We start from the raw sequence: 21,981 nt of genomic DNA on the forward strand, positions 1-21,981 counted from the left end.
TGCGCGCGGAGCCGGAAACCGCGCCACCCGCACGTGGCGTTCAGCGTCGAACGCCCCGCGCGCATGATCGGCAGCGCCTACCCGTTCCCCGACGCCTCGCTCGCACTCGCCCCGGCGTACGACATCCTGATCCACCTACACAACGTCACCGCCGCCAACCGCCTGCCGTAACCGCACCTTCCCCTTCCTCCTGCCGCGAATGGTCGCGTCTGACCACGTTGCCGGGGCAAGACGTGAGCCGCCGAGCGACCAGATGTGAGCCTCGCGGCGGGAGGGAAAGGGATGCCGCGGGGGTGGGCCGTCCAGTGCTGGACCTGGCTTAACCGATGGCGGCGACGAGCGAGTCGCCGAGCGGGGCGGGTTTGGTGAACTGGGGCCAGTGCCCGGTCGGCAGGTCGACGAACTTCGCGTCGCGGATCTTGGCGAGCTCCGCCGTATACGGATGGTCCTGGGCCATGAACTCGCGCAGCATCGAGGTCGGGAACTCGCACGAGATCACCGTGACCGGTACGTCGTACCGCCGCGGGTCTTTGAGCACCTGGGCGTCGTTCGCAACACCGGCCGGCACCGGGATCGCGATGGCCCGGAATCGCTCCCGCAGTTCGTCATCGAGATCGGTCAGGTCCTCGTCACCGAACACCGACCAGTCGGGCAGCGGGATCTCGCCATCCACGACCGGCAACTCGGTGTTGATCGAGTCGCCGTCACCGAGCGGACCCGAGTCGACGTACACCACCCGCGCGACTCGGCCCGGACGCGCGTCGACCGCGGCATGCGCGACCGCACCGCCGCCGCTGTGACCGACCAGCACCACCTTGTCCGGGCCGAGCTGGTCGATGACCGCCACCACCGCGGCGACGTGATCGGCAAGACCGATCCCCGCGCGATCGTCGTCCACCGAAGCAAGACCGGGCAACGTCAGCGCACGCACCCGATGCCCCGCGGCCTCAAGTGCGGGCAGAACGCCATCCCAAGAAGACGCGTTCAACCAGAAACCGGGAATCAAAATGACATCCATGCCCCGGACGCTACCCAACCCCACCGACACTCCACTTTTATGCGTTCATTCGTCGCAATCCGCCCTCTCAGCGACCGCGGACAGGTGCAGGTCAGCGGACAGAGGAGGGCGGATTGCGACGAATGAACGCATAAAAGGGGGACGAGGTCCCCCGGGCAGGCGCCTACCCGGGGGATAGCACGGACTACGGCTGGACGGTGAAGGTGTAGGTCTTTTGGCCGGTGGTGACGGGCGCGCCGGCGGCGGTCGTAGCGGTGGCCTCGAAGACGACGGTGTAGGTGCCCGCCGCTTCGAAGGCCCAGTTGGCGTGGGCGTGGGTGTTGATGGCGAACGACCGGTTGTCCGGCAGTCCGTTGCCACTGTCGAACCACACGGTCGGGCTGCCCAGCGAGCTACTCGTGTAGACGCTCACGTCGGCAGGACCGGTGACCGAGACGAGCCGTACGTTCACGGCGTTGCCCTGGAGCGCGCCAGTCGGCACGCCTTCGGTGTTGATACCCGGCCAGACGATGTTGCTCACCTGGGTCTGCGGCAGGATCCAGACGGCTGAACCCGGCGTACCGAGGAAGGCGTACGCAGAGCTCGACGGGACGGTGGTCTTGCTGGCGGAAACGGCGTTCAGTACGACGTCGGCCGGGTTGCGGTCGACCGCCGGCGTGACGGTGCCGTCGCGCAGATCGAGGGTCAGGGCGGACCCGGTCCAGTCCACGTCAACGGCGTCGACGTGGCCCTGCGAGATCGTCGTCGCGGCGTGGGCCGGAGCGACGGACAGCAGGGTCATCGCGGTCGCGGCTGCGACGCCGACGAGCGCCCGGGCCTTCACGCGGCGACCTTGAAGCAGTAGGTGGCGATGGCAGACGTGACCTTCTCGCCGGTGGCGGCGAGTGTGCCACTCACGCGCACCTTGATCTTGTACGTGCCTGCCGCCTCGAACGCCCAGTTGGCGTGCAAGTGGCCGCCGGCCGTGGTGCTGATCCGGTCCGGCAGTCCGTCGCCGCTATCGGCCAGTACGGTCGGCGCACCGAAGGCGTCGGTGGTGAAGAGGCTGACGCCGGCCGGACCGGTGACGCCGACGATGTCGACCTTCAGCGACTCCCCGGCGAAGACGCCGGGCAGGATCTCCTCGGACGCGATCCCCGGCCAGAGCAGCGCGGGGTCCTCGACCTGCGGCAGCACCCAGACGGGCGCGCCGGACGAACCCAGGAAGCGGTACGCCGGGTCTTCCGGCACGCTGGTCTTCGAGCCGGACTTCGCGACCAGCTGCACCTCGGACGGCGCGTACTCGGTGTCGGTGCCCTCATCGTGCACGTGCACGTTGAACGCGCCGTCCTCGAAGGCGATACCGATGACGTCGACGTGGCCCTGGTCGAGTACGACCTGGGTGGCGGCAAAGGCCTGCTGGGTGAGCCCGGCGAGCGCGAGGACTGCCACGGTAGGCAGCGCCAGGCGATGGGACATGCGCATGGTTTTCCTTTCAGGGGTGGACGGAAACTGCGGTCGTCGCGCTACGGCGACGGCGATTGGGAACCAGGCCGTGCCGGGGTGCGAACACCCAGCAGGCAACGAAGACGGTGGTGGCGGTGAGCACGATCAGCCCACCGGCCGCGAGGTTGAACGCGTAGGAGAGATAGAGCCCGACCAGGCCCGACGCCGCGCCGATGGCCGGAGCGATCAGCATCATCACGCCGATCCGGTCGGTCAGCAGCCGGGCGCACGCGGCCGGCGTGATCAGCAGTGCCAGCACGAGGATGTTGCCGACGGCCTGGATCGAGATGACGATGGCGATCGTCACCATCGCGTACAGCGCCATGTCCAGCCAGAAGATCGGCAGCCCGACCGACCGGGCCGTCTCGCGATCGAGGCCGACCGTGACGAGCTCCTTGTGCAACGCACCGGTGATCAACAGCAGTAGCGCCCCGGCGACAGCGACGGTGATCACGTCCTGGCTGCTGATACCGAGTACCGAGCCGAACAGGAACGACTCGAGCGAACCGCCGTACCCCGGTGCCGTGCTCATCACGACGATGCCCAGCCCGAAGGCGGCCGCGAAGAAGACGCCGATCACGGTGTCCTCCTTCAGCCGCCGGTTCTGCGACACCACCGCGACCGACAAGGCGGTGATGAGGCCCGCGACGATGCCGCCGACCACCAGACTGGTGTGCAGGACGAAGGCGATCGCGATACCGGGAAAGACCGCGTGGGCCACGGCGTCACCGATGAAGGCCATACCGCGCAGCGCGACGTGGCTGCCGATCACTCCGCAGACGACGCCGGACATCAGCACCACCAAGAACGCCCGCTGCATGAACACGTGCTGCCAGGGTTCGAGCAGGAACTCGATCATCGGGTCACGCCCAGGCTGTGCAGGAGCTGCTCGGACCGGGCCACGCCGAACGCCCGCAGCCAGATCGCGGGATCGCGCAGCTCTTCCGGGGTGCCATCCGCGACGACCGTCTCGTTCAGCAGGCACAACCGGCCACAGGTCTCGGCCGCAGCAGGCAGGTCGTGCGTGGTCATCAGGATCGCCGTACCTTCGCGGGTCAGTTCGTGGAACAGGCTGGTGAGAATCTCCTGCGTCGGTACGTCGAGACCGGTGAACGGCTCGTCGAGCAGTAGCAGGCGCGGTTGCAGGGCGAGCGCTCTTGCGACCAGTACTCGTTGCCGTTGGCCACCGGACAGTTCGCTGATGGGTCTGCGACTAAGCGCCATTAGGTCGACCCGTTGCAAGGCTTGGTCGACGGCGTCGCGATCGGCCTCGCCGGGCCTGCGGAACCAGCCGATTCGGTGGGTTCTGCCGGTCATCGCCGCCGTGCGTACGTCGACGGGATAGTCCCAGGCGAACTCGTGCCGCTGTGGCACATAACCGATGCTGCCGCGTGCCTGGGCGGGAGTCTTCCCGGTGATCGTGATCGCGCCGTCGCGGATCGGCACCAGGCCGAGCATTGCCCGCAGCAGGGTGGTTTTGCCGGCGCCGTTCGGGCCGATCAGGCCGACCTGTTCCGACTCCGCGACGCGCAGGTCCACGTCGTGCAGGACCAGGCGTCCGCCAAGCTCGACGCCGACGCCTTCGATGCTCAGCACCGTCATGCCTTGGCCTTTCTGCGACGTACCACGAAGGCTGCTCCAGCCACGGCCAGCAGGAGTGCCCCGCCGCCGACCCAAGGCCATGGGTTGTTCGCTTCTTTAGGGGGCTCTTGCTGGGCTTCGGGTTGTTCTTTCGGTTGGACAGAGAAGGCAGTGCGGGCGTCGCCATCGCCGGCGTACAGGCGAAGTGGGCGACGATCTGTGACCGTGCTGCCATCGGTGAGCTTGGCCGTCATCGCGATGTCGAGCAGATAGGTGCCTTCGGCATCGAACGTCCAATTGCCGTGTACGTGCGTGTTCACATCGACGCCAGTTGCTTGCGGCAACGTCTTACGGCTGTCGAATACCGGCGCCGGCTTGCCGAAATCCGAATTGAGGAACAAGGTGAACGCCCCCGGTCCTTCGATACCCTCCAGGGACCACGTCACTTCGCGATCCACCCGGGTCGCGACCTCCGTGTCCTGCGTATTCCAGCCGGGCCAAACGACGTCCGCCTGCTGCACTTGCGGAATGACCCAGAGTTTCTGTCCGGCCTTACCCAGAAAGGCGTACGCCGGATCGGCCGGAACCGTCAGCTGCGATTTCCCGGTCGCTTGCAGAACGACGTTCTCCAGTGGTCGCCAGGTGACTGGGTCCGTGGTGTCGTCTCGCAGTTGAATGGTCCATTTGCCATCGACGAAACGCGGTCCCAGATCGACGTGTCCGGTCGCGATCACCGTCTGTTCCGTCGGTGGTACCGGCGGAGTCGCGACAGCGGCGGTTGGCGCGGCGCCGAGCAGCAGCGCGACGGCGACGATGGCCTTCACTTGGCCGCTCCCAGGCAGCGCTCGAGCTCGTCCGCGTTGTGCCGCATCATCGCGACGTACGAGGTGGCGTGCTGGTCGAACGAGTCGCCGTAGATCGTGCACACCTGGACCCGCTGATCGGTCGCGACCTGGGTCAGTACGGACGCGCGCTGAGCCAGGTTCGGCTCGATGAACACGGCCGGGACCTTCAGATTGCGAATGGTCTCGGACAGTTTGCGCACCTGTTCCACACTGGGCTCCTGGGCTGGATTGGGTACGACGAAACCGGCCACGGTCATGCCGTAGGCGTCCGCCAGATAGCCGAACGCGTCGTGGGTGGTGATCAGCTGCCGCCGGTCGGCCGGGATGCCGGCCAGCTTCGCGCGGACGTAGTCGTCCAGCTCGCCGAGTTCGCGCAGATAGGCCGCGGTGTTGTCCTGGTAGACCTGTTTCCCGTCGGGATCGACGCTGATCAAGGTGTCCCGCATCAGCTGGGCGTACGCCTTCGCGTTGGCGACGTCCTCCCACAGATGCGGGTCGATCTCGCCATGGACATGCCGACCGAGCACGGCCTGCGGCAGCTGGTGAATCGCCGCCCCGGGCTTGCCGAGGAACGAGAACCGCGGATCATCGGGGACCGACTCCAACGCCCGGTTCGGTACGTCGATGACGACACGTTCAGCCGGTACGACGTGTTGGGCCGCGCCGGCCTTCTTCGCATCCGAGAAGGCGTAGACCTGGCCGGTATCGAGGTCGACGGTCATATCCGTATGGCCTTCGCCGAGCACGGTCGCCGTACCACCATTGGCCGGTTTGACCGTGTGCGGTTCGACGCCGACGGCAAACGTGAACGTCCCTTTGCCCAACGGCTGCAGGGGTTTGCCGCCACCGACGTCGAGCTTGCCCTCTAGCGTCAGGTGGTAGACGCCGGGCTTGGTGAAGACCCAGTTCAGGTGGGTATGGGCCGCGGGCGGCAACGTCGTACGGTCCGTGGAGCTCAGGCCGTCGGTCGAGTCGAAGAACCGGGTGGGTTGTCCCAGCGATTCGGTGAGGTAGGCAACGAGTTTGCCGGGCCCGTCGAGTCCCGTCGCCGACAGCTGGACCGTCGACGTACGCGTCGCGCCGCGGGCCTTTCCAGTACCGCGAATGCGCAGGCCGAGCCAGAGCACGTCCAGGCCGATGTCCTCGACGAGCGGGATGACGTGGGCGCCGTACGACTCGGCCGCCTCGGCCAGCGAGACGTTCGGCGTGCCTTTGGGCGCGTTCGCGTCGATCGTCTTGATCAGCGCCTGCGGTTCGAGCAGCAGGTGATTGGTGAACGTGACGTCCGCCTTGGCGACCCGTTTGGCGTCGGCCGGCGCTGGTTCGTAGGAATGCGGATCGCCGCCGGGCGGAACCAGCGACGTCGCCGCCACCCGGTCACCCCCGACGCGCTGGGCGAGATCGGCCAGGATCTCGGTGGTCGCGACCACGCGCAGCTTGTCGCCGGACTCGTCCGCCGCGCCGCCTTCACAACCGACGAGCCCGAGCGGTACGGCGAGCGCGAGCGCGGCGGCGCCGAACCGCAGACCGCGCGTCATGCGACGTTCCGGCGACGCGTGGCGACGATGGCGACCGTGCCGAGGAGGACGAGCACGGCGCCTAGGGCGATCCAGCCTGTTCCGATCGAGGCACCGGTTGCGGCGAGTGAGCAACTAACGGTGGGTACCGCCTTTGGCCCTCCTTGGGAAGAGCCGCCTCCGCCCCCGGACGTGTCGCCGACGATGAACGTGATGGTGGCGGAATCGCTGGACTTGTTGCCTGAGGCAAGCGTCGCGCTGTGGGTGAACGTGACGCGGTAGGTGCCGGCCTTGGTGAACGCCCAGTTGCCGTGGGCATGCGTACCGGGCGCGATCCGGAACGTGTCCGGCAATCCGTCACCACTGTTGAAGATCACCTTCGGCTGCCCGAACGAGTCGAACTCGAATACGGCCAATCGCCCCGGACCATCGACCCGGTCGAGCCGCCAGTCGATACCGGCCGGCACCTGGGCCGCGGTCAGCTCCTCGGTGTTCCAGCCGAGCCAGACGACGCCGTCCTTCTGCGTCTGCGGGATCTGCCAGATCGGGCTACCGGCGGCGCCGAGGAATCCGAATGCACCACCCGGCGCCTTCGCCGCGGCCGCGTTCGTCAATCGCACGGTGACCTCGGCGGGGTCGCGCCAGATCGGCGTACCGGCCTTGGTGCCGTCTTTGAGGCGCGAGGCCAGCGAACCGTTCTCCAGCCGTACGGCGTAATCGGCGTGCCCGGTCGCGAGCGCCACCCCACCCGGCGTCGTCGTGGGCGACGTCGTTGTGGTCGGCGTGGTCGCCGTACTTCCAGGTGTCGTGGCGGCGGTCGGCTGGGTGCTGGTCGACGTGGTGACACACGGCGGGAGCTTGGTGGGCTGCGCTACCGGAGCTTTCGGATCAGTGCTCGGCGTGGGAGCCGTCGGCGGGACCGTCGGCGACGGAGTCGTGGGAGGCGTCGTCGGCGAGGGCGTGGTTGGCGGGGTCGTCGGCGGCGTACTCGGCGGCGGTGTCGTTGGCGGCGGCGTTGTTGGCGGCGTACTCGGCGGTGGGCCTCCCGGACAGAGTGCGGCCAGGTCCGTCGCGCCTACCGCGACCGGCAGCGTGGCGGTGTCGCTGAGCTGGACGCCCGCCTTGGTCGTCGCGGAATACGTGAACGTCAGCCGGTAGATGCCTTGCCGGGTGAACGCCCAGTTGCCATGGGCATGCGTCGGCTCGGCCAACGAGATCGCCTGCGGCAGCGCCTTCCCACTGTCGAACGAGACCAACGGCTGCCCGAACTGGTCGAACTGGTAGACCGCCACCTTGCCCGGCCCCTCGACCTTGTCCAGGGACCATCGCACCGGCCCGGCCAATGCGTTGTAGTCGACGGATTCGGTGTTCCATCCGGCCCAAAGCAGGTCATCCGCCTGCGTCTGCGGGATCTGCCAGATCGTCGCGCCCGGCGCACCGAGGAAGCGGTATTCCGGCGCGGCCGGGACCGTCTCGTCCCCCGACGGTCGGACGTGGAATGCGACCGTTCCAGGATCACGCCAGACCGGACTCCCCTGCGTCCCGTCCTTCACCTGAAACCGCAGCCGCCCATCGACCGAACGCGCCGCCACATCCACATGCCCAACCCCCAACACCGCACTCACACACGCAGGCGGCTTCGGCGTACCCGGCGGATTCGTCGGAGGCGTCGTCGGCGGGTTGGTCGGAGGCGTCGTCGGCGGGGTCGTCGGCGGAGTGGTTGGGGGCGCGGTGGTGATGGTGAGCTGGACGGGCTCGGAGGTCGACGGGCCAAACGCGGCAGGGTCCGCGGGGACGAAGCGCGCGGTGAGCGGATGCACGCCCGCGGCCAAACCACTGGCCCGAATCGTCGCCAGTCCGTCGGTCACCGGCGCACCGCCGAGCAGGTTGCCGCCATCGAGGAATTCCACCGAACCAACAGCATTCGCGGGCGAAACCGTGGCGGTCAGCGCGACGGGATCCGTACTGCTTGCGGGATTCGGCGAAGCCGCCAACATCGTCGCGGTCGGCGTACCGACCGGCTCGTACGGTCCGACCACGAACGTGTAATCGATCGGCCCCGAGCTGATCGCCTGCCCAGCGACCGTGACCGCCTTGGCCTCGAACGTGACGGTATACGTGCCGAGCTGCGTGAATGCCCAGTTGGCGTGCACGTGCCGCCCGACCGGCTGGTGCAACGTACGGATCGACGGGTCGGCCGAGCTGAACAACCTCGGCACCGAACCGGTGTGATCGTAGTTGTAGAACACCTCGACATTGCCCGGCCCTTCGCTGGCCAGCAAGGTCAACTCGATCGAGTCATCGCGCAGTACGCCGGCGGGAATCGTCTCGGTATCCCACCCAGGCCAAATCAGCTCGGGATCCTGCGACTCCGGCGCGATCCAAACGGGATCCCCCGGCTTGCCAAGAAACGAGAACGCCGGCAAATCAGGCAATTCCACCCGCGCCGACCCTCGATCCTCCAGGTTAAAGATCAACCCCGCCGGATCCGCCTCCCGCGTATCCCCACCACTCCCGATCCGCGTCGACAACCCCAACGCCGCCCCGTCATACGTCGCATGCAACGCATCCACATGAACCGCCCGCAACACCTCCTTCCCTGCAAGCGATCCCCCCACCCCAACCGAACCAGTCGCGGGCGAGGCGGTCGCGGTCGGCGCGGCCAACGCAGGCAGGGACAGTACGGCCAACGTGGCAAGCAAAACGGGCAGGGCAAAGCGAAGTCGTTGGTGCGCGGCGGTCACCGGGTCCCCCAGCAATAGAGCGATCAGCGGGTCAACCCACGCGCCGACCCCCGACGGCCTACGTGAGCAAACCCACCTTATCTGACCTGACAACCATTTTCAGTAAGCCTCCGCAAAACTCCGCGTACTTCCACCCAAAACTCGTCCTCCACCCCCAACACGCCAAGCCCCTCGGCGTATCCCGTTCATCGGGCCCTTGTAACCCGGCGTGCCGCGCATCATCGGTCCCTTGCGACCAAAAGCGTGGGCCCATCGCTCTTCGCATTCATTCGTCGGAATCCGCCCTCGCTCGTGCGCTGACCTGCACGGACCCAGTGGTGGCTAAGAGGGCGGATTCCGACGAATGAATGCAAAGAGAAGGTGCCGGGCGGACGCCGCGGAAGACCCGCGCGTGGTCAGAACGGACCGATGAACGGCAACACACCGCGTCACAACGGCCGGACGACGCGCCGGGAACTGGTCAGAAGGGACCGATGAAGGGCGGCGCGCCGGGTTACAAGGGCCCGATGAACGGCATACACGTGGGGGTTTGGCGTGTCGGGGGCGAGGGCGGCGGTGGTTAGGGGCGGGGGGCGTACATGATTATGGCGACGCCTAGGAGGCAGATGGCGGCGCCGGTTAGGTCGTAGCGGTCGGGGTGGAATTTGTCGACGAGGATGCCCCAGGCTAGGGATCCGGCTACGAAGATGCCGCCGTATGCCGCGAGGATGCGGCCGAAGTGGGGATCGGGCTGGAAGGTCGCGACGAAGCCATAGGCGCCGAGGGCAACGATTCCGGCGGCGATCCACCAGAGGCCGCGATGTTCGCGCCAGCCTTGCCAGATCAGCCAGGCGCCGCCGATCTCCGCGATGGCGGCCAGTACGAACAACGCGATGGATCTGGCGATGGTCATGGTGACGAACGTACTCAGTCGGTTGCCGTACCACCCGTCGCCAGGCCGCTGAAGGGCAAGGGGCAGTTCGGGCTTTGCGCGCATTCGATCAGGTCGTCGCAACCGACCTCGAGCGCTTCCCGCAGGGTGCCGACGATCACGGTCAGGTCGGCGATCTTGGCCTCCACATCGGCCAACTTCTGCCGCGCCCTGACCTGCAGCCCCTCCTCGGATCGCCCACCAGCGCCCACGCGTGGAAGGGCGGGAGGCCGTATTCCGTCCGCGCTGTGTGGGGTCCGGCCGTGGTGGTGGGCGGCTACTAGTAGGTCGGCGATTTCTTCCAGGGTGAAGCCGAGGCGCTGGGATGCCTTGATCACTCGCAATATCGTCACGGCCTCGGGCGGGTAGAGGCGATGGCCGCCGGGACTGCGATTCGGCTCGGCGAGTAGGCCGCGGCGTTCGTAGTAGCGCAGGGTCTGCAGGTTCACCCCGGCGGCGGCCGCGACCTGGCCGCTGCGTAATGCCGTCGCGGTCATGCCGACAACGCCTTGGCCGCTCGGCCAGCAAAGGCGTCCAGCACATCGACGTACGTCGGAGGCACCGTCACGTCTAGCCGCAACTCGCCGTTGGCCTCAGCGGCGAAGGCGAACGTGAAGAAGGAGCAGCAGCTCGCCTCGCGCGCGGCCAAATCCCGCGCTGCCGCCTCGGCCGTCGCGTCGAGCCGCAGCCGCAACCACGTCGGCTCGACCCGATCAACGCCTTGGAGGCTGCGCGCGAACAACTCGTCGAACTCGGCAACCCGCGACGGCTGCTCCACCGTCGGCAACGTGCAAGCCTCCGGTGCCCAATCATCGGCAGGGCTGAATGTGCTCATACTTCGACGGTAAACCCGTACCTAAGTACCGGATGCAAGTCTTTCAAAGAACTCCGTCGTCGGGCGATAGCCGGCGGCCCGAAGCAGGACCGCAGTCGACCCGTCGACGGTCGGCCTATCGGCGGTCGGCTGATCGTCGCGGTGCTGGTCGTCGCGGTGCTGAGCGTCGGGGCGCTGGGAGACTACGGCTACTACGGCGCCGCGGCGGCTTGCTGCCTGCTCGAGCTCGGCCAAAGCGGCGGCGGAAGCCACGGCGTTGACCAGGAGAACCGGACCGCCAGGAGCGTAGATCGGCGGCGCCGGCACGAGCCGGACACCCTCGGCTCCCAGCAGCGACTCGGCAGGAACCGGCGGCTGGTCCCCCAGTGGCGACTCGGCAGGTGCGGGATTCGGGTCGAGGTCGCGGTGCCACCAGGTCTCGACGACGGATAGGCCGAGCTCGGAGACGGCCTGTCGGCGCAACGGCTCAGGCACCGGGCAGACCACCCGCAGCGGTCCACGTCGCGCCACCTCGCCGAGAAGACGCGCACCGTCTGTCGACCAGAAGGCGTCGTCCACGGCCATGTCGTCGACGACAAGCCGGTTCCCGTTGGGCGCCGCGATGGCGAAGCCGCGGTCTGTGCGCAGGCTAACCACGTCCGGCGACCGGATCAGCTCGCCGATCCACTCACTGTGAACCCTCCGAGCATCAGGCGCGGGACGCCAGAATCGCGGCGCGAAGCCGGCGATCCGCTGCCGCCGTCTCGCGGCGAGGTCGACCACCCATTCGATGTCCTGCGCGGCCAGTTCGCGCGGCTCGTCGGTCATCTCGTCACGATAGCCATGGCCGATGTCCTTTTCCTGGGGCGGCGTTCGTTCCATTCTTGAGGGGCCAAGGTGGGCCCGCGTGATGAAGGAGTATTCCGATGGCGCAGTACCTCGTATTGACCTACACCGCGGACGTGAATTGGTGGGCGCCCGAACAAGCGGATGAGCTCGCGGAATACCGGCAGTTCGCCGTCGACAATGCCGAAAGCATCCGCGCGAGCGCCGTACTTCACCCGACCAGTACGGCAACAGTGGTTCGCGTCGAAGGCGCCCGGGGCGGGAATGTGGTGACGACGGACGGGCCGTACGCCGAGACCAAGGAAGCGCTGACCGGGTATTACCTGGTCGACGCCGAAGACCTCGAGGCCGCGGTGGCGATCGCGACCGAATTGCCGGCGGCGTGGAACGGTGCCGTCGAGGTGCGTCCGGTCATCCTCGCCAAATAGGTCCCTGGTGAATCCATCGCGTGACCCCGTGCTCGACACGGTGGCCGAGACGGTTCGGGTCGAGGGCGCGCGCATTCTCGCGACCTTGATCCGGACCGTCGGCGACGTGCAACTGGCCGAGGACGCCGTCCAGGAGGCGACCCTCGCTGCGCTCGGCGCTTGGCCGGTGACGGGAGTGCCGCCGCAGCCGCGCGCTTGGCTCACGGTGACCGCGCGTAGGAAGGCGATCGACATCATCCGCCGCGAACGAGCCCGTCCCGACAAGGAACTCGACGGGCTACGGATGATCGAACTGCAGAAGTCCGAGCTGCCCTCCGACGAGATCATGTACGACGACCTGCTGCGGCTGATCTTCACTTGTTGCCATCCCGCCCTATCTCCGGCCACCCGGATCGCCCTTGCCTTGCGAACCCTGTGCGGGCTCTCGCCGGCGCAGATCGCGGCCGTCCTACTCACCACCGAGGCCGGTACGACGAAACGCCTGACCCGGGCTCGACAGAAGATCGCCGCGGCCCACATCCCCTACCGGGTCCCGGCCTCTAATGAGCTGGCTGACCGATTGCCTGCGGTATGCGGGGTGATCCATAGCCTGTACACCGCCGGCCATGCGCCGGTCGACGGCCAGAACGCATATGACCTGGACGTTTGCGCCGAGGCGATCCGGCTGGCCGAACTCCTGCACGAGCTACTTCCGGACCAGCCGACACCGACCGCCGTGCTGGCGTTGCTACTCCTCACCGAGGCCCGCCGACCGGCACGGCTCGACTCGAATGGCGACGTGGTGACGCTCGACTGTCAGGACCGTGGCCGGTGGGACGCGGCGGCAATCACTCGTGGGATCGAGCTTCTCAATGATTCATTGCGCCGCTCGGACGCGCAGGCGGACGCCCACCAGCTCCAGGCGGCCATCGCGGCCGAGCATGCCCGGGCGCCGGCCTATGACGCGACGGACTGGACGGAGATCCTGCGCCTGTACGACCTACTCGTGTCGATCGCGCCGAGCGATGTCGCGGGCCTTGGCCGGGTGGTAGCCGCAGCCGAGGCGACTGGGGCAGCGACTGGCCTCGCGATGCTGGCCGAACTACCGCCCAGCGCCAGGTGGCACACGGTTCGCGCCGAACTACTCGCCCGCGAGGGTCAGTACGCCGAAGCAGCCCGCGCCCTCACCGACTCACTCGACGACGGATCGGCCACGCAGCCGGAACGACGACACCGGGAACGACGTCGCGAGAAGTTCCTCCAACTGGCCGCGTCTAACCGTGGCGCAGAACCGCAATGATGAACGAGCGAAGGATTTCGTGCCAACTCCGCCTCCCTGCACCCCGTACCGCCCGCCCGCCGTCTCAGCTGAACTCAGCACATCACCCGGGCCGCGGCCTGGAACAGCAACACCACCGAGGTCGCTCCCGGGTCCTGGTGCCCGACGCTGCGTTCACCGAGGTAGCTCGCCCGCCCCTTGCGGGCGAGCATCGGGATCGTTGCGTGACACCCAGACTCGGCGGCAGCAAATGCCGTGCGGAGCTGGACACAGAGGTCTCCCTCCGCAGGCAACGCGTAAACCGCCGGCGCGAGTGCGTCGTACATGGTCTTGTCGCCGGCCTCGGCCCGGCCGCGGGCGACGACGCCCTCGAGTCCGGCCCGCAGGCCTGCGGCAAGACCGGCGGAGTTGAGGTCCTGCGTGTCGCCGACTGCGGCACCAAGGCGGCGGAAGAACGTGCCGAAGAGTGGACCGGTGGCGCCACCGGTCTTGTTGATCACCGTTTGGCCGAGCTGATCGAACAGCGTGCCCACAATCCCCGCCGGGTTCGCGTCCAGCACGGAGACTGCCACTGCAAGGCCGCGGTCGAGGTTCGTGCCATGATCACCATCGCCGATGGCCGCATCCAGCGCGTTCAACTGATCCTTGGTCGCGGCGACCACTCGGGCGAACTCCCGGATCCACTCGGACAGCACCTCGACTGAAGCGGTCTCCGCCATTCTTCAGGCTTCCTGCCCGGTCGCCGCGGGCTGTTGCTGCGGCAGGCGGTCCGCGGCCGTGCGTGACAGCGCGACGTAGGCCAGGCCCGCCAACACACCTGCAGTGAGTTCCGCGAGCAGGTAGACCGGCATTTGAGCGAACTCCACCTTTCCACCGGCGAGGCCCTGGATCAGCATCGGACCCACCGTGCGGGCGGGGTTGATGGATGCACCGGTGACCGGTGCGACCGGGATGATCGCGCCGAACACCGCCAGCCCGATGGCCAGCCCGGCGAAACCCGGCACGGCCTTGCGGCTGATGACGCCGAAGACGGTCAGTACGAGGATGAAGGTTCCGACGAACTCGGCCGCGAAGGCCTGCGGAACGCCAACCTCCGGGCCGTACGTCGCGACGCCGAGGCCGACGTCGCTCGCCTTCTTTCCGAGTACGGCGAGGATGGCGGCGGCGCCGAGCGTCGCGCCGGCCAGCTGGGCGCCGAGATACGCCGGCACCCGGGACCAGGGGAATTTGCCGGTCGCCGCCAGGCCGATCGTCACCGCCGGGTTGATGTGATTACCCGAGATCTGCCCGAGGGCGTAGACGGTCGCCACCACGGCGGCGGCGAAGGCGAACGAGATCATGCCGAGATCCGCCATCGTGAAAGGCGTATCCCCGTTGACGATCAGCGCCGCCGGCACCGCACCGACGCCGATGAAGACCAGGATCGCGGCGCCTAGCGCCTCTGCCGCCAGCCGTTGGGGCAACGAGTTCTCATCCATGCCTATTCCTCTCGAAGATCATTCGACTATGCCGAATGTCACTCGGAAGGTACGCCTGTGGTTCACTGCTGTAAAGGTTTCGTGTCAGGCAGCGAGGGGACGTCGATGATCCAGTCCGTCGACCGGGCGATCCGGATGCTGGGCGTGCTGCAAGGGGCGCGCCGGCTGAGCCTTTCAGAGGTCGCGACCCGGCTCGATCTGCCGCCGTCGACAGTGCACGGCATCCTCAAAACGCTGCAGGCGCACGGGATGGTCGTCCAGGACAAGGATTCCAACCGCTATCAGCTCGGGCCGGCCGTGCTCAAACTCGGCAACGTCTACCTGGACACCCTGGAGCTGCGCTCGCGAGCGGTCACCTGGTCCGAGGAACTGGCCAGACGCAGCGGTCACGCCGTCCGAACCGGCGTACTCACCTTCGACGAGGTGGTGATCATCCACCACGAGCCACGCCCCGACGGCAGTCGGCAGATGCCTGAGGTCGGGATCGTCATCCCTGCCCACGCAAGCGCTCTAGGCAAGGCAATGCTTGCGTATCTGCCCGACCAGGCGACGGCTCTGCTGGCCGGCGGCAAGCTCCGCAGCATGACCTCGGAGACGGTGATCGACCCGCAGGCATTGCGTGCACAGCTCGACGAGGTCGCGAAGGAGGCCCTCGCGATCGAGAAGGAAGAAGCCGTCCTCGGCGAGGCGAGTATCGCCGCGCCGATCTTCGACGCATCGGGTTCGGTGGTCGGCGCGATCAGCGTCGTACTGCCGGCGGTGGAATGGCCGCCGACGGACGCGATGTACGCGGCGGTCCGGGAGTCCGCGCGCAACATCTCCCGCGAACTCGGCGCCGCCCGCTGGCCCGTTCCGACCGGCTGACGGCTTCGGCACCGGATCTTTACAGCCGCATGACGCCGCCCTATGCTCCGAAACATATTCGACATTATCGAATCATGTTCACGGTGATCGTATTGCCACCGCCTGAGCCCGCTGAGGAGCAGCCATGAAGAAACTCATCAATGACCCGGCCGGCGTCGTCCCCGACATGCTGCGGGGGTTCGCGCTCACCAACCCCGGCATCGCGCTACTCGGTGACGGCGTCGTCGCGCGGACCGACGCCGACAGCGTGCGAGACCGCGGCCAGGTGGCCCTGATCTCCGGTGGCGGCGCGGGCCACGAGCCTGCCCACGCCGGGTATGTCGGGGCCGGCATGCTCACCGCAGCGGTGAGCGGTGACGTGTTCAGTTCCCCCTCCGCCGACACCGTCCTCAAGGCGATCCGGGCGGTCGGCGGCCCGGCCGGCGTGCTGCTGATCGTGAAGAACTACACCGGCGATCGGCTCAACTTCGGGCTCGCCGCCGAACTGGCACGAGTCGAGGGCATGGCGGTCGAGATGGTCGTGGTCGGTGATGACGCCGCCCTCGCCGATGACGGCGCCAACGCGGGCCGGCGCGGACTCGCCGGCACCGTCCTGGTGCACAAGATCGCGGGCGCCGCCGCCGAAGAAGGGCTGCCGTTGGCCGAGGTCACCCGGGTCGCGACCGAAGCCGCGGCGTCGGTCGCCACGATGGGCGTGGCCTTGTCGGCCTGCACGGTCCCGGCCGCCGGGCGGCCCGGCCTCGAACTCGGCGACGACGAGATCGAGTGGGGGCTGGGAATCCACGGCGAGCCCGGCGTTGAGCGCGGCCCTGCGCGGCCTGCCGACGAGGTCGTCGATCGGATGCTCGGCCGGCTCGTCACCGACCGGCGGATCCAGGCCGGCGAACGGGTCGTGCTGCTGGTCAACAACCTCGGTGGTACGCCGACGATGGAGCTCGGCATCGTCGCCCAGCGGGCGATCGCCAACTTGGCCTCGGCCGGTATCCAGCTCGAACGTGCCTGGGTCGGCAGCTTCCTGACCGCCCTGGAAATGGCCGGGTGCTCACTGTCGATCGCGCGAGTGAATGACAACATGCTGAGCCGGCTCGATGCTCCCACCAAGACCACGGCGTGGCCGGCCGCACATATCGGTGCCGTCTCCACCGGCGCGACCGTACAAGCGGCAGCGATCAAGGCTCCGGCCACTGCCGCACCTGTCCTGGGTCTGGCCGAGGACTCGGAACTGTGGCAGGCGATCACCGCGGTCTGCGAGGCCCTGATCGGAGCCGAGGCTCAGCTGACCGACCTCGACCAGCTGGTCGGTGATGGCGACCTCGGCATCAGCCTGGCCCGCGGTGCGCGCGCTGTCCTGACCGAGCTCCCGCGGTACGAGGGAACCGACGCGGCGGCAGTTCTCCGCGGCGTCGCCGGCACGGTCCGCCGAACGGTTGGCGGCACGTCTGGACCTCTGTACGCGGCGCTCCTCCTCCGCACAGCGGCGACCCTCGAGACCGGTACCGCGAAGCCCGCCGGGGTCTGGATCGAGGCCTTCGCGGCGGGTGTCGACGCGATCGCCGAGCTAGGTGGCGCCCGGGTCGGCGATCGCACCATGCTCGACGCATTACACCCGGCCGCCAAGGCGCTGCGTACCGCCGTACAGGCTGGAACGGGGGTCGACGCGGCCCTCGCCATTGCTCGTAATGCGGCCCGCAAGGCCACCGACGAAACCGCCGGGATCCTCGCTCGCCGCGGCCGATCGAGTTATCTCGGCGACCGCGCTCTGGGCGTTGTCGACCCGGGGGCCGAGGCCGTCGTGATCTGGCTGGAGGCGATCCGGACCGGTCTCGCAGTCAAGCAAGCGCCTGTCTCCTAGCGGCCACATGCGGCCGGCGTCGTAGCGGGTTTCCCAGCGCGTCGGGGTGCGGGGGCGTCAGGTGGCCGAGCACAGCATCTTGGGCGCCGGGGTCAGGCGCGGGATTCGAGTACGTCGAAGTCGCGCTCGGCGTAGAGGCGGTGCTCCCACTCCTCGTTGAGGATGGCGCCCAGACAACGACGTACGGCGAAGCTCTCCGAGTCGGGATAGCCCGGCTCGAGCACCGGCTCGGTCTTACCGGCCAACTGCTCATCGGTGAGATCGGCGATCACCTGACGGACAGTGGCCATCCGGTCTTCGCGCAGGGCGAGCACCTCGTCCAGCGACGGCCGGACGTCGCGGTCGCGCGGTACCCCCGGCCGGTCGGTCATGTCGTCGTGGGGCAGGTCCAGCGGATCCCACGGCGATGGCTCCAGCAGCATCGCGCGCCTGACCCAGGCGTCGGTCGCGAAAACCAGATGACGGAGCGTCTCGATGAACGACCACTCGCCGTCAACCCGCTCGTGCAACTGCTCGGGTGCCATCCCGCGGGCCCGGTCGACGGTCTGCCGCCAGAGCCGCTCGAGGATGTCCCACGCCTCGCGATAGCCGTCCGCATCGGCCGGGCGCATCTTGACGCGATCGGGATAGCGGCGGTTGAGCTCGGCCTCCACCAGCGGTACGACGTCGACGCCGTTGATGCGCAGGTTGTCGATGTCGCCGCTCAGGTCCATGTTCACCAGGGCCGCGCCACGGACCACCACCCCGCTCAGGTCGACCAGGTCGAACCGCGCGTTGCTCAGATCGACATCGCGGAACCGCGCATCGGTCAGATAGACGTCCTCGAACACCGAACCCGTCAGGTTCTCCTTGATGAACTCAGCCACCCCAACACCCTGCCCCACTCCCGTCACTACGTCCACAAGGCCGGTCAGTCCCGCCGCCACTGGTCGTACGGGTGCCGTCCGGACCGGAAGCCGCAGGCCGCGGCCATCGCGGCGGCGTCGGCGAAACCGCGCGCGAGGGAGTCGGGGTCATGCGCGTCGCTGGCGAAGGTGATGTGCTGACCACCTTCCTCGTACCACCAGCGGAGGATCTGCCGCGGCATCGGCACTCTCGTGTTCAGCTCCAGGACCTTGCCGCTGCCGGCCAACTCCCGAAGGACGACCCGGTACTCCTCCTCGAAGCCGCCGGGATCGAACGGCATCACGTCGTACGGCCAATAGCGCAGCGGGTAGTCGATATGCGCGAGCACCTCGAACGCGTCGAACAGCTGGACCATCCGGAGGGTCTCGGCCAGGTACTCCCGGATTACCCCAGCAGGTTCCCGCGTGAGGTAGGCGTCCGAGGCTTCGGCTGTACTGCCATCGGTGGCCAGGCTGTGCACCGAACTGAGGACCCGGTCGAACCGGCCCAGGTCGAGCAATTCCGCGGTGACCAACTACCGCCACTCCGCGGGGAGATCCGCATCGGGCGGCAGCGTCCAAGGCGTGAAGTCGGCGTGTTCGGTGAACGCCAGAGCGGGCAGCCCGACCTCGACCGCTCGCGCGCAGGTCGCCGCCATCGAACCGGCGAGCGCATCCCAGGACCACTCGCTGTGGACAGCGTCATCCGCCGGCAGCAGTCCCGTCATAAACGCACGTCCTTCTGAGCTGTCGGTTCACCGGCCGTGGGGCTTCAGGTGGGTTCTGGTCAAAGCCGTTGGCGCAGCAGCGGGATCCAGTGGTCGCCGTACCGCTCGTGGAGTTCGGGGAGCTGCCAGTCCCGCCCGGTCACCGCCCCGCGGCAGAGGTCCGATCCACAAGCACATGACATCTCGAAATCCTCGACGGCCGAGCTGGTGCCGTAATCACTGGTGACCTCCTCATCGGCCGCAATATCGCGCCGAGCCAAGAGTGTGACGGCATCGGTCCACCAAAGGTTCGGATCGCAGCTGTGGTTGCCGTATCCAATCAACGGACGCGGGTGATCCGGCAACACCAGATGTACGTCGTCCCCGACCGTGATGGTGTCGATCGGTCCGGCGGCGCGCGCGAAGATCTCGGCCAGCTCCGCCCCGGACACCAGGCGTCCACCAAGCGTCGCCACCACCGTGCCGGCCGGAATGGCCGCCGTGGCGTACAACCCCTGGCCGGCGATCGGTGACGCCCGAACCTCTAGGTCAGCATGACTCCAACACTCTGTTTCCAAGGTGTCCGTCCGTCCCTCCAGTGCGCAGGCTTTAGCGGTCGGGGAGTTTGTCGCCGAGGGATTCGAGCAGGGTCCGGAGGGTTTCGGCGAGGGCGTCTCGCTCCTCGCGGGAGAGGGCCTCCAGCAGACGGTTCTCGGTGGCGATGTGGTCCGGCAGAGCGTCGTCGATCAAGGTCAGACCGGCCTTGGTCAGCGTGACCTGCACCCCGCGACCGTCGGTCTGACTGGGCGCACGACTAACCAACCCGCGAGCCTCCAACCGGTCGAGCCGCTGGGTGATCGCGCCCGAGGTGACCATCGACGAGCGCATCAGGTCGGCCGGCGTGAGGCTGTGCTCGGCGTTGCTCCGCCGCAGAGTCGCCAGTACGTCGAACGAGGGCCGGTCCAGGCCGTGGTCGGCAAACGTGCGCCCCAGTTCGCCGCCGATCAGCAGGCTGAGCCGCGACAGCCGGCCGATCACCGCCATCGGCGACGCGTCCAGGTCCGGCCGCTGCGTATTCCACTGCTCGAGGATCCGATCCACGTGGTCAGCCATACCTCCAGCGTAGTAGATCGCTTAGTGGTGAGGTAAATCCCTTCCATTTTGCTTAGCGCTGAGCTACTTTAGCTTAGTGCTAAGCAAACGAGTCGCCCTCATCCTGGTCACCGCCATCGCCCCGGCCGTGTGGGGAACCACCTATCTGGTCACCACGGAGTTCCTGCCGCCCGAGCGTCCACTGCTCGCCGCTGTGCTCCGCGCCCTGCCGGCCGGCCTGATCCTCGTCGCCATCACGCGACGGCTGCCGCGAGGAATCTGGTGGTGGCGCGCATTCGTGCTCGGCGCACTCAACATCGGGGCGTTTCTGGCATTGCTGTACGTCGCGGCGTACCGGCTTCCCGGCGGAGTCGCCGCGACCGTCGGCTCGCTGCAGCCGTTGCTGGTCGCGCTACTGGCAGTGGGCCTGCTCGGACAGAAGCTCACGCTGCGAACCACACTCGCCGCTCTCGCCGGAGTGCTTGGCGTCAGCCTCCTCGTATTGCGCGCCAATGCTCGTTTAGATGGCTGGGGAATCGCCGCGGCGCTCGGTGGCGCGGTCGTAATGGCGACGGGCGTCGTGCTCAGCAAGCGTTGGACCTCACCGGCGCCGCTGCTGGCGACGACCGGCTGGCAACTGGTGGCGGGCGGATTGCTGCTGGTGCCGGTCGCGCTCATCGTCGAAGGCGCGCCACCGGCCTCCTTCACCACGGCCAACCTGGCCGGTTACACGTACCTGGCGATCATCGGCTCGGCCATCGCGTACGCCCTGTGGTTCCGCGGGATCCGGGCCCTGTCCCCCACCGACGTCACCTTCCTCGGACTACTCAGCCCGGTGGTCGCGACCGCCCTCGGCTGGATCGCACTCGGCCAGGGTCTGACGTCCGCGCAGATTCTCGGCGGCGTGATCGTGCTCGGCGCACTCGTCACCGCTCAGCTCAAGAAGGCACCAACCCCCGCACCCATCCCCCAGCCGCTGGTTTTAGCCGGAAGGAACTGAAAGATATGCGCATCACAGTGTTCGGAGCGGCCGGCGACGTCGGCAGCCGGGTAGTCGCCGAAGCCGTTGCCAGAGGCCACAAAGTCACCGCCGTCGGACGCAACCCGGCCCGGCTGGCCGATTCGCCCGTCGGCGTCATCGTCCGGCAAGGCGACGCCCGAAACGTCGAGGATGTCGCCTCCTTGAGCGCCGGCCAGGATCTCGTCATCAGCGCCACCCGGCCCGTGCCAGGTAGCGAGCACGAGCTCGCCATCGCGGCAAAAGGCCTGCTCGCGGGAGCCGCCGCGTCCGGCGTACGCCTGCTGGTCGTCGGAGGCGCGAGCAGCCTCTTCATCCCCGACTCACCCGGTACGACGGTCGTCGACGCCCCGGGCTTTCCCGACGACCTCCGCCCGATCGCGTTGGCCTGCAGCGAACAACTCGACGTATTCCGCGCGGATGCGGCCGTCGACTGGACCTACCTCAGCCCGCCCGCCCTCCTCGAACCGGGAGAACGCACTGGCCGATTCCGCCTCGGCCGCGACGAGCTGATCGTCGACACCGCCGGCAACTCGTCCATCTCGATGGAAGACCTGGCCATCGCCCTACTCGACGAGGCCGAACGCCCCCAACACCCCCGAACCCGCTTCACCATCGGCTATTGACCCGCGATGGTTCA

General features: G+C 67.9%; 26 protein-coding genes. 7 read left to right on the top strand and 19 right to left on the bottom strand.

Annotated features, from left to right (window positions below):
- The first annotated feature begins 33 nt into the window (after nucleotides 1-33).
- A complete protein-coding gene (locus OG394_RS19740) occupies nucleotides 34-171 on the top strand; it encodes a hypothetical protein (RefSeq protein WP_328988454.1) in 138 nt (45 codons plus the stop codon).
- A 148-nt stretch (nucleotides 172-319) separates the two neighbouring features.
- Here the strand turns inward: OG394_RS19740 and OG394_RS19745 are convergent, their stop codons facing one another.
- The 12 genes from OG394_RS19745 to OG394_RS19800 all read right to left on the bottom strand — a co-directional run bounded on the left by OG394_RS19745 (nucleotide 320) and on the right by OG394_RS19800 (nucleotide 11,742).
- Nucleotides 320-1,018 carry an alpha/beta fold hydrolase gene (locus OG394_RS19745; RefSeq protein WP_328988455.1) on the bottom strand — a complete coding sequence of 233 codons (699 nt, stop codon included), beginning with the start codon at nucleotides 1,016-1,018 and terminating at the stop codon, nucleotides 320-322.
- A gap of 184 nt (nucleotides 1,019-1,202) precedes the next feature.
- A complete protein-coding gene (locus OG394_RS19750) occupies nucleotides 1,203-1,841 on the bottom strand; it encodes a choice-of-anchor M domain-containing protein (RefSeq protein ID WP_328988456.1) in 639 nt (212 codons plus the stop codon).
- On the bottom strand, nucleotides 1,838-2,476 hold the full coding sequence (locus OG394_RS19755; protein ID WP_328988457.1) for a choice-of-anchor M domain-containing protein: 639 nt from the start codon (nucleotides 2,474-2,476) through the stop codon (nucleotides 1,838-1,840). The genes OG394_RS19750 and OG394_RS19755 overlap by 4 nt, the downstream gene beginning before the upstream one ends.
- Before the next feature lie 16 nt (nucleotides 2,477-2,492).
- Nucleotides 2,493-3,362 carry an anchored repeat-type ABC transporter permease subunit gene (locus OG394_RS19760; protein ID WP_328988458.1) on the bottom strand — a complete coding sequence of 290 codons (870 nt, stop codon included), beginning with the start codon at nucleotides 3,360-3,362 and terminating at the stop codon, nucleotides 2,493-2,495.
- Nucleotides 3,359-4,105, bottom strand: a complete 747-nt coding sequence (locus OG394_RS19765) for an anchored repeat-type ABC transporter ATP-binding subunit (protein WP_328988459.1) — start codon at nucleotides 4,103-4,105, stop codon at nucleotides 3,359-3,361. Before OG394_RS19765 ends, OG394_RS19760 begins: the two co-directional genes overlap by 4 nt.
- Nucleotides 4,102-4,908 carry a choice-of-anchor M domain-containing protein gene (locus tag OG394_RS19770; protein WP_328988460.1) on the bottom strand — a complete coding sequence of 269 codons (807 nt, stop codon included), beginning with the start codon at nucleotides 4,906-4,908 and terminating at the stop codon, nucleotides 4,102-4,104. The genes OG394_RS19765 and OG394_RS19770 overlap by 4 nt, the downstream gene beginning before the upstream one ends.
- Nucleotides 4,905-6,467, bottom strand: coding sequence for an anchored repeat ABC transporter, substrate-binding protein (locus tag OG394_RS19775; RefSeq protein ID WP_328988461.1), 1,563 nt, complete (start codon nucleotides 6,465-6,467; stop codon nucleotides 4,905-4,907). Before OG394_RS19775 ends, OG394_RS19770 begins: the two co-directional genes overlap by 4 nt.
- The gene (locus OG394_RS19780) at nucleotides 6,464-9,190 is read right to left on the bottom strand and encodes a TIGR03773 family transporter-associated surface protein (RefSeq protein ID WP_328988462.1); all 2,727 of its coding nucleotides are present in this window, start codon (nucleotides 9,188-9,190) and stop codon (nucleotides 6,464-6,466) included. Before OG394_RS19780 ends, OG394_RS19775 begins: the two co-directional genes overlap by 4 nt.
- A gap of 559 nt (nucleotides 9,191-9,749) precedes the next feature.
- Nucleotides 9,750-10,082: a YnfA family protein gene (locus OG394_RS19785; protein WP_328988463.1), complete on the bottom strand. Its 333-nt coding sequence runs from the start codon at nucleotides 10,080-10,082 to the stop codon at nucleotides 9,750-9,752.
- A gap of 14 nt (nucleotides 10,083-10,096) precedes the next feature.
- On the bottom strand, nucleotides 10,097-10,597 hold the full coding sequence (locus tag OG394_RS19790) for a MerR family transcriptional regulator (RefSeq protein WP_328988464.1): 501 nt from the start codon (nucleotides 10,595-10,597) through the stop codon (nucleotides 10,097-10,099).
- Entirely contained in the window at nucleotides 10,594-10,935 is a 342-nt protein-coding gene (locus OG394_RS19795) for a hypothetical protein (RefSeq protein WP_328988465.1), read from the bottom strand. Before OG394_RS19795 ends, OG394_RS19790 begins: the two co-directional genes overlap by 4 nt.
- 21 nt (nucleotides 10,936-10,956) lie before the next feature.
- Nucleotides 10,957-11,742, bottom strand: a complete 786-nt coding sequence (locus OG394_RS19800) for a hypothetical protein (RefSeq protein ID WP_328988466.1) — start codon at nucleotides 11,740-11,742, stop codon at nucleotides 10,957-10,959.
- A 98-nt stretch (nucleotides 11,743-11,840) separates the two neighbouring features.
- Between OG394_RS19800 and OG394_RS19805 the strand changes: the two genes are divergently transcribed.
- Both OG394_RS19805 and OG394_RS19810 read left to right on the top strand, forming a co-directional pair.
- Nucleotides 11,841-12,188 (top strand): YciI family protein, encoded by a 348-nt coding sequence (locus tag OG394_RS19805; protein WP_328988467.1) that lies wholly within the window; start codon nucleotides 11,841-11,843, stop codon nucleotides 12,186-12,188.
- Between the two features lie 7 nt (nucleotides 12,189-12,195).
- The gene (locus OG394_RS19810; protein WP_328988468.1) at nucleotides 12,196-13,467 is read left to right on the top strand and encodes an RNA polymerase sigma factor; all 1,272 of its coding nucleotides are present in this window, start codon (nucleotides 12,196-12,198) and stop codon (nucleotides 13,465-13,467) included.
- Nucleotides 13,468-13,541: 74 nt separating this feature from the next.
- Here the strand turns inward: OG394_RS19810 and dhaL (OG394_RS19815) are convergent, their stop codons facing one another.
- Nucleotides 13,542-14,165: a dihydroxyacetone kinase subunit DhaL gene (dhaL, locus tag OG394_RS19815; RefSeq protein ID WP_328988469.1), complete on the bottom strand. Its 624-nt coding sequence runs from the start codon at nucleotides 14,163-14,165 to the stop codon at nucleotides 13,542-13,544.
- Between the two features lie 3 nt (nucleotides 14,166-14,168).
- Nucleotides 14,169-14,924: an MIP/aquaporin family protein gene (locus OG394_RS19820; protein WP_328988470.1), complete on the bottom strand. Its 756-nt coding sequence runs from the start codon at nucleotides 14,922-14,924 to the stop codon at nucleotides 14,169-14,171.
- Nucleotides 14,925-15,029: 105 nt separating this feature from the next.
- Here OG394_RS19820 and OG394_RS19825 point away from each other — a divergent pair, with 105 nt between their 5' ends.
- Nucleotides 15,030-15,788, top strand: a complete 759-nt coding sequence (locus OG394_RS19825) for an IclR family transcriptional regulator (protein WP_328988471.1) — start codon at nucleotides 15,030-15,032, stop codon at nucleotides 15,786-15,788.
- Between the two features lie 124 nt (nucleotides 15,789-15,912).
- A complete protein-coding gene (gene dhaL / locus OG394_RS19830) occupies nucleotides 15,913-17,640 on the top strand; it encodes a dihydroxyacetone kinase subunit DhaL (RefSeq protein WP_328988472.1) in 1,728 nt (575 codons plus the stop codon).
- A gap of 92 nt (nucleotides 17,641-17,732) precedes the next feature.
- Here dhaL (OG394_RS19830) and OG394_RS19835 read toward each other — a convergent pair whose 3' ends face one another.
- Genes OG394_RS19835 through OG394_RS19855 form a run of 5 tightly spaced genes read right to left on the bottom strand, consistent with a single transcriptional unit; the run spans nucleotide 17,733 to nucleotide 20,344 of the window.
- A complete protein-coding gene (locus OG394_RS19835; RefSeq protein ID WP_328988473.1) occupies nucleotides 17,733-18,506 on the bottom strand; it encodes a DinB family protein in 774 nt (257 codons plus the stop codon).
- 44 nt (nucleotides 18,507-18,550) lie between these two features.
- On the bottom strand, nucleotides 18,551-19,060 hold the full coding sequence (locus OG394_RS19840) for a hypothetical protein (RefSeq protein WP_328988474.1): 510 nt from the start codon (nucleotides 19,058-19,060) through the stop codon (nucleotides 18,551-18,553).
- Nucleotides 19,061-19,252: a hypothetical protein gene (locus OG394_RS19845; protein WP_328988475.1), complete on the bottom strand. Its 192-nt coding sequence runs from the start codon at nucleotides 19,250-19,252 to the stop codon at nucleotides 19,061-19,063.
- 59 nt (nucleotides 19,253-19,311) lie between these two features.
- Nucleotides 19,312-19,809, bottom strand: a complete 498-nt coding sequence (locus tag OG394_RS19850; RefSeq protein WP_328988476.1) for an SET domain-containing protein — start codon at nucleotides 19,807-19,809, stop codon at nucleotides 19,312-19,314.
- A 31-nt stretch (nucleotides 19,810-19,840) separates the two neighbouring features.
- A complete protein-coding gene (locus tag OG394_RS19855) occupies nucleotides 19,841-20,344 on the bottom strand; it encodes a MarR family winged helix-turn-helix transcriptional regulator (RefSeq protein WP_328988477.1) in 504 nt (167 codons plus the stop codon).
- A 76-nt stretch (nucleotides 20,345-20,420) separates the two neighbouring features.
- Here OG394_RS19855 and OG394_RS19860 point away from each other — a divergent pair, with 76 nt between their 5' ends.
- The gene (locus OG394_RS19860) at nucleotides 20,421-21,323 is read left to right on the top strand and encodes an EamA family transporter (RefSeq protein ID WP_328988478.1); all 903 of its coding nucleotides are present in this window, start codon (nucleotides 20,421-20,423) and stop codon (nucleotides 21,321-21,323) included.
- Between the two features lie 5 nt (nucleotides 21,324-21,328).
- Nucleotides 21,329-21,967, top strand: a complete 639-nt coding sequence (locus OG394_RS19865) for an NAD(P)-dependent oxidoreductase (RefSeq protein ID WP_328988479.1) — start codon at nucleotides 21,329-21,331, stop codon at nucleotides 21,965-21,967.
- Nucleotides 21,968-21,981: the final 14 nt, after the last annotated feature.

Source organism: Kribbella sp. NBC_01245, assembly GCF_036226525.1.
GTDB lineage: Bacteria > Actinomycetota > Actinomycetes > Propionibacteriales > Kribbellaceae > Kribbella.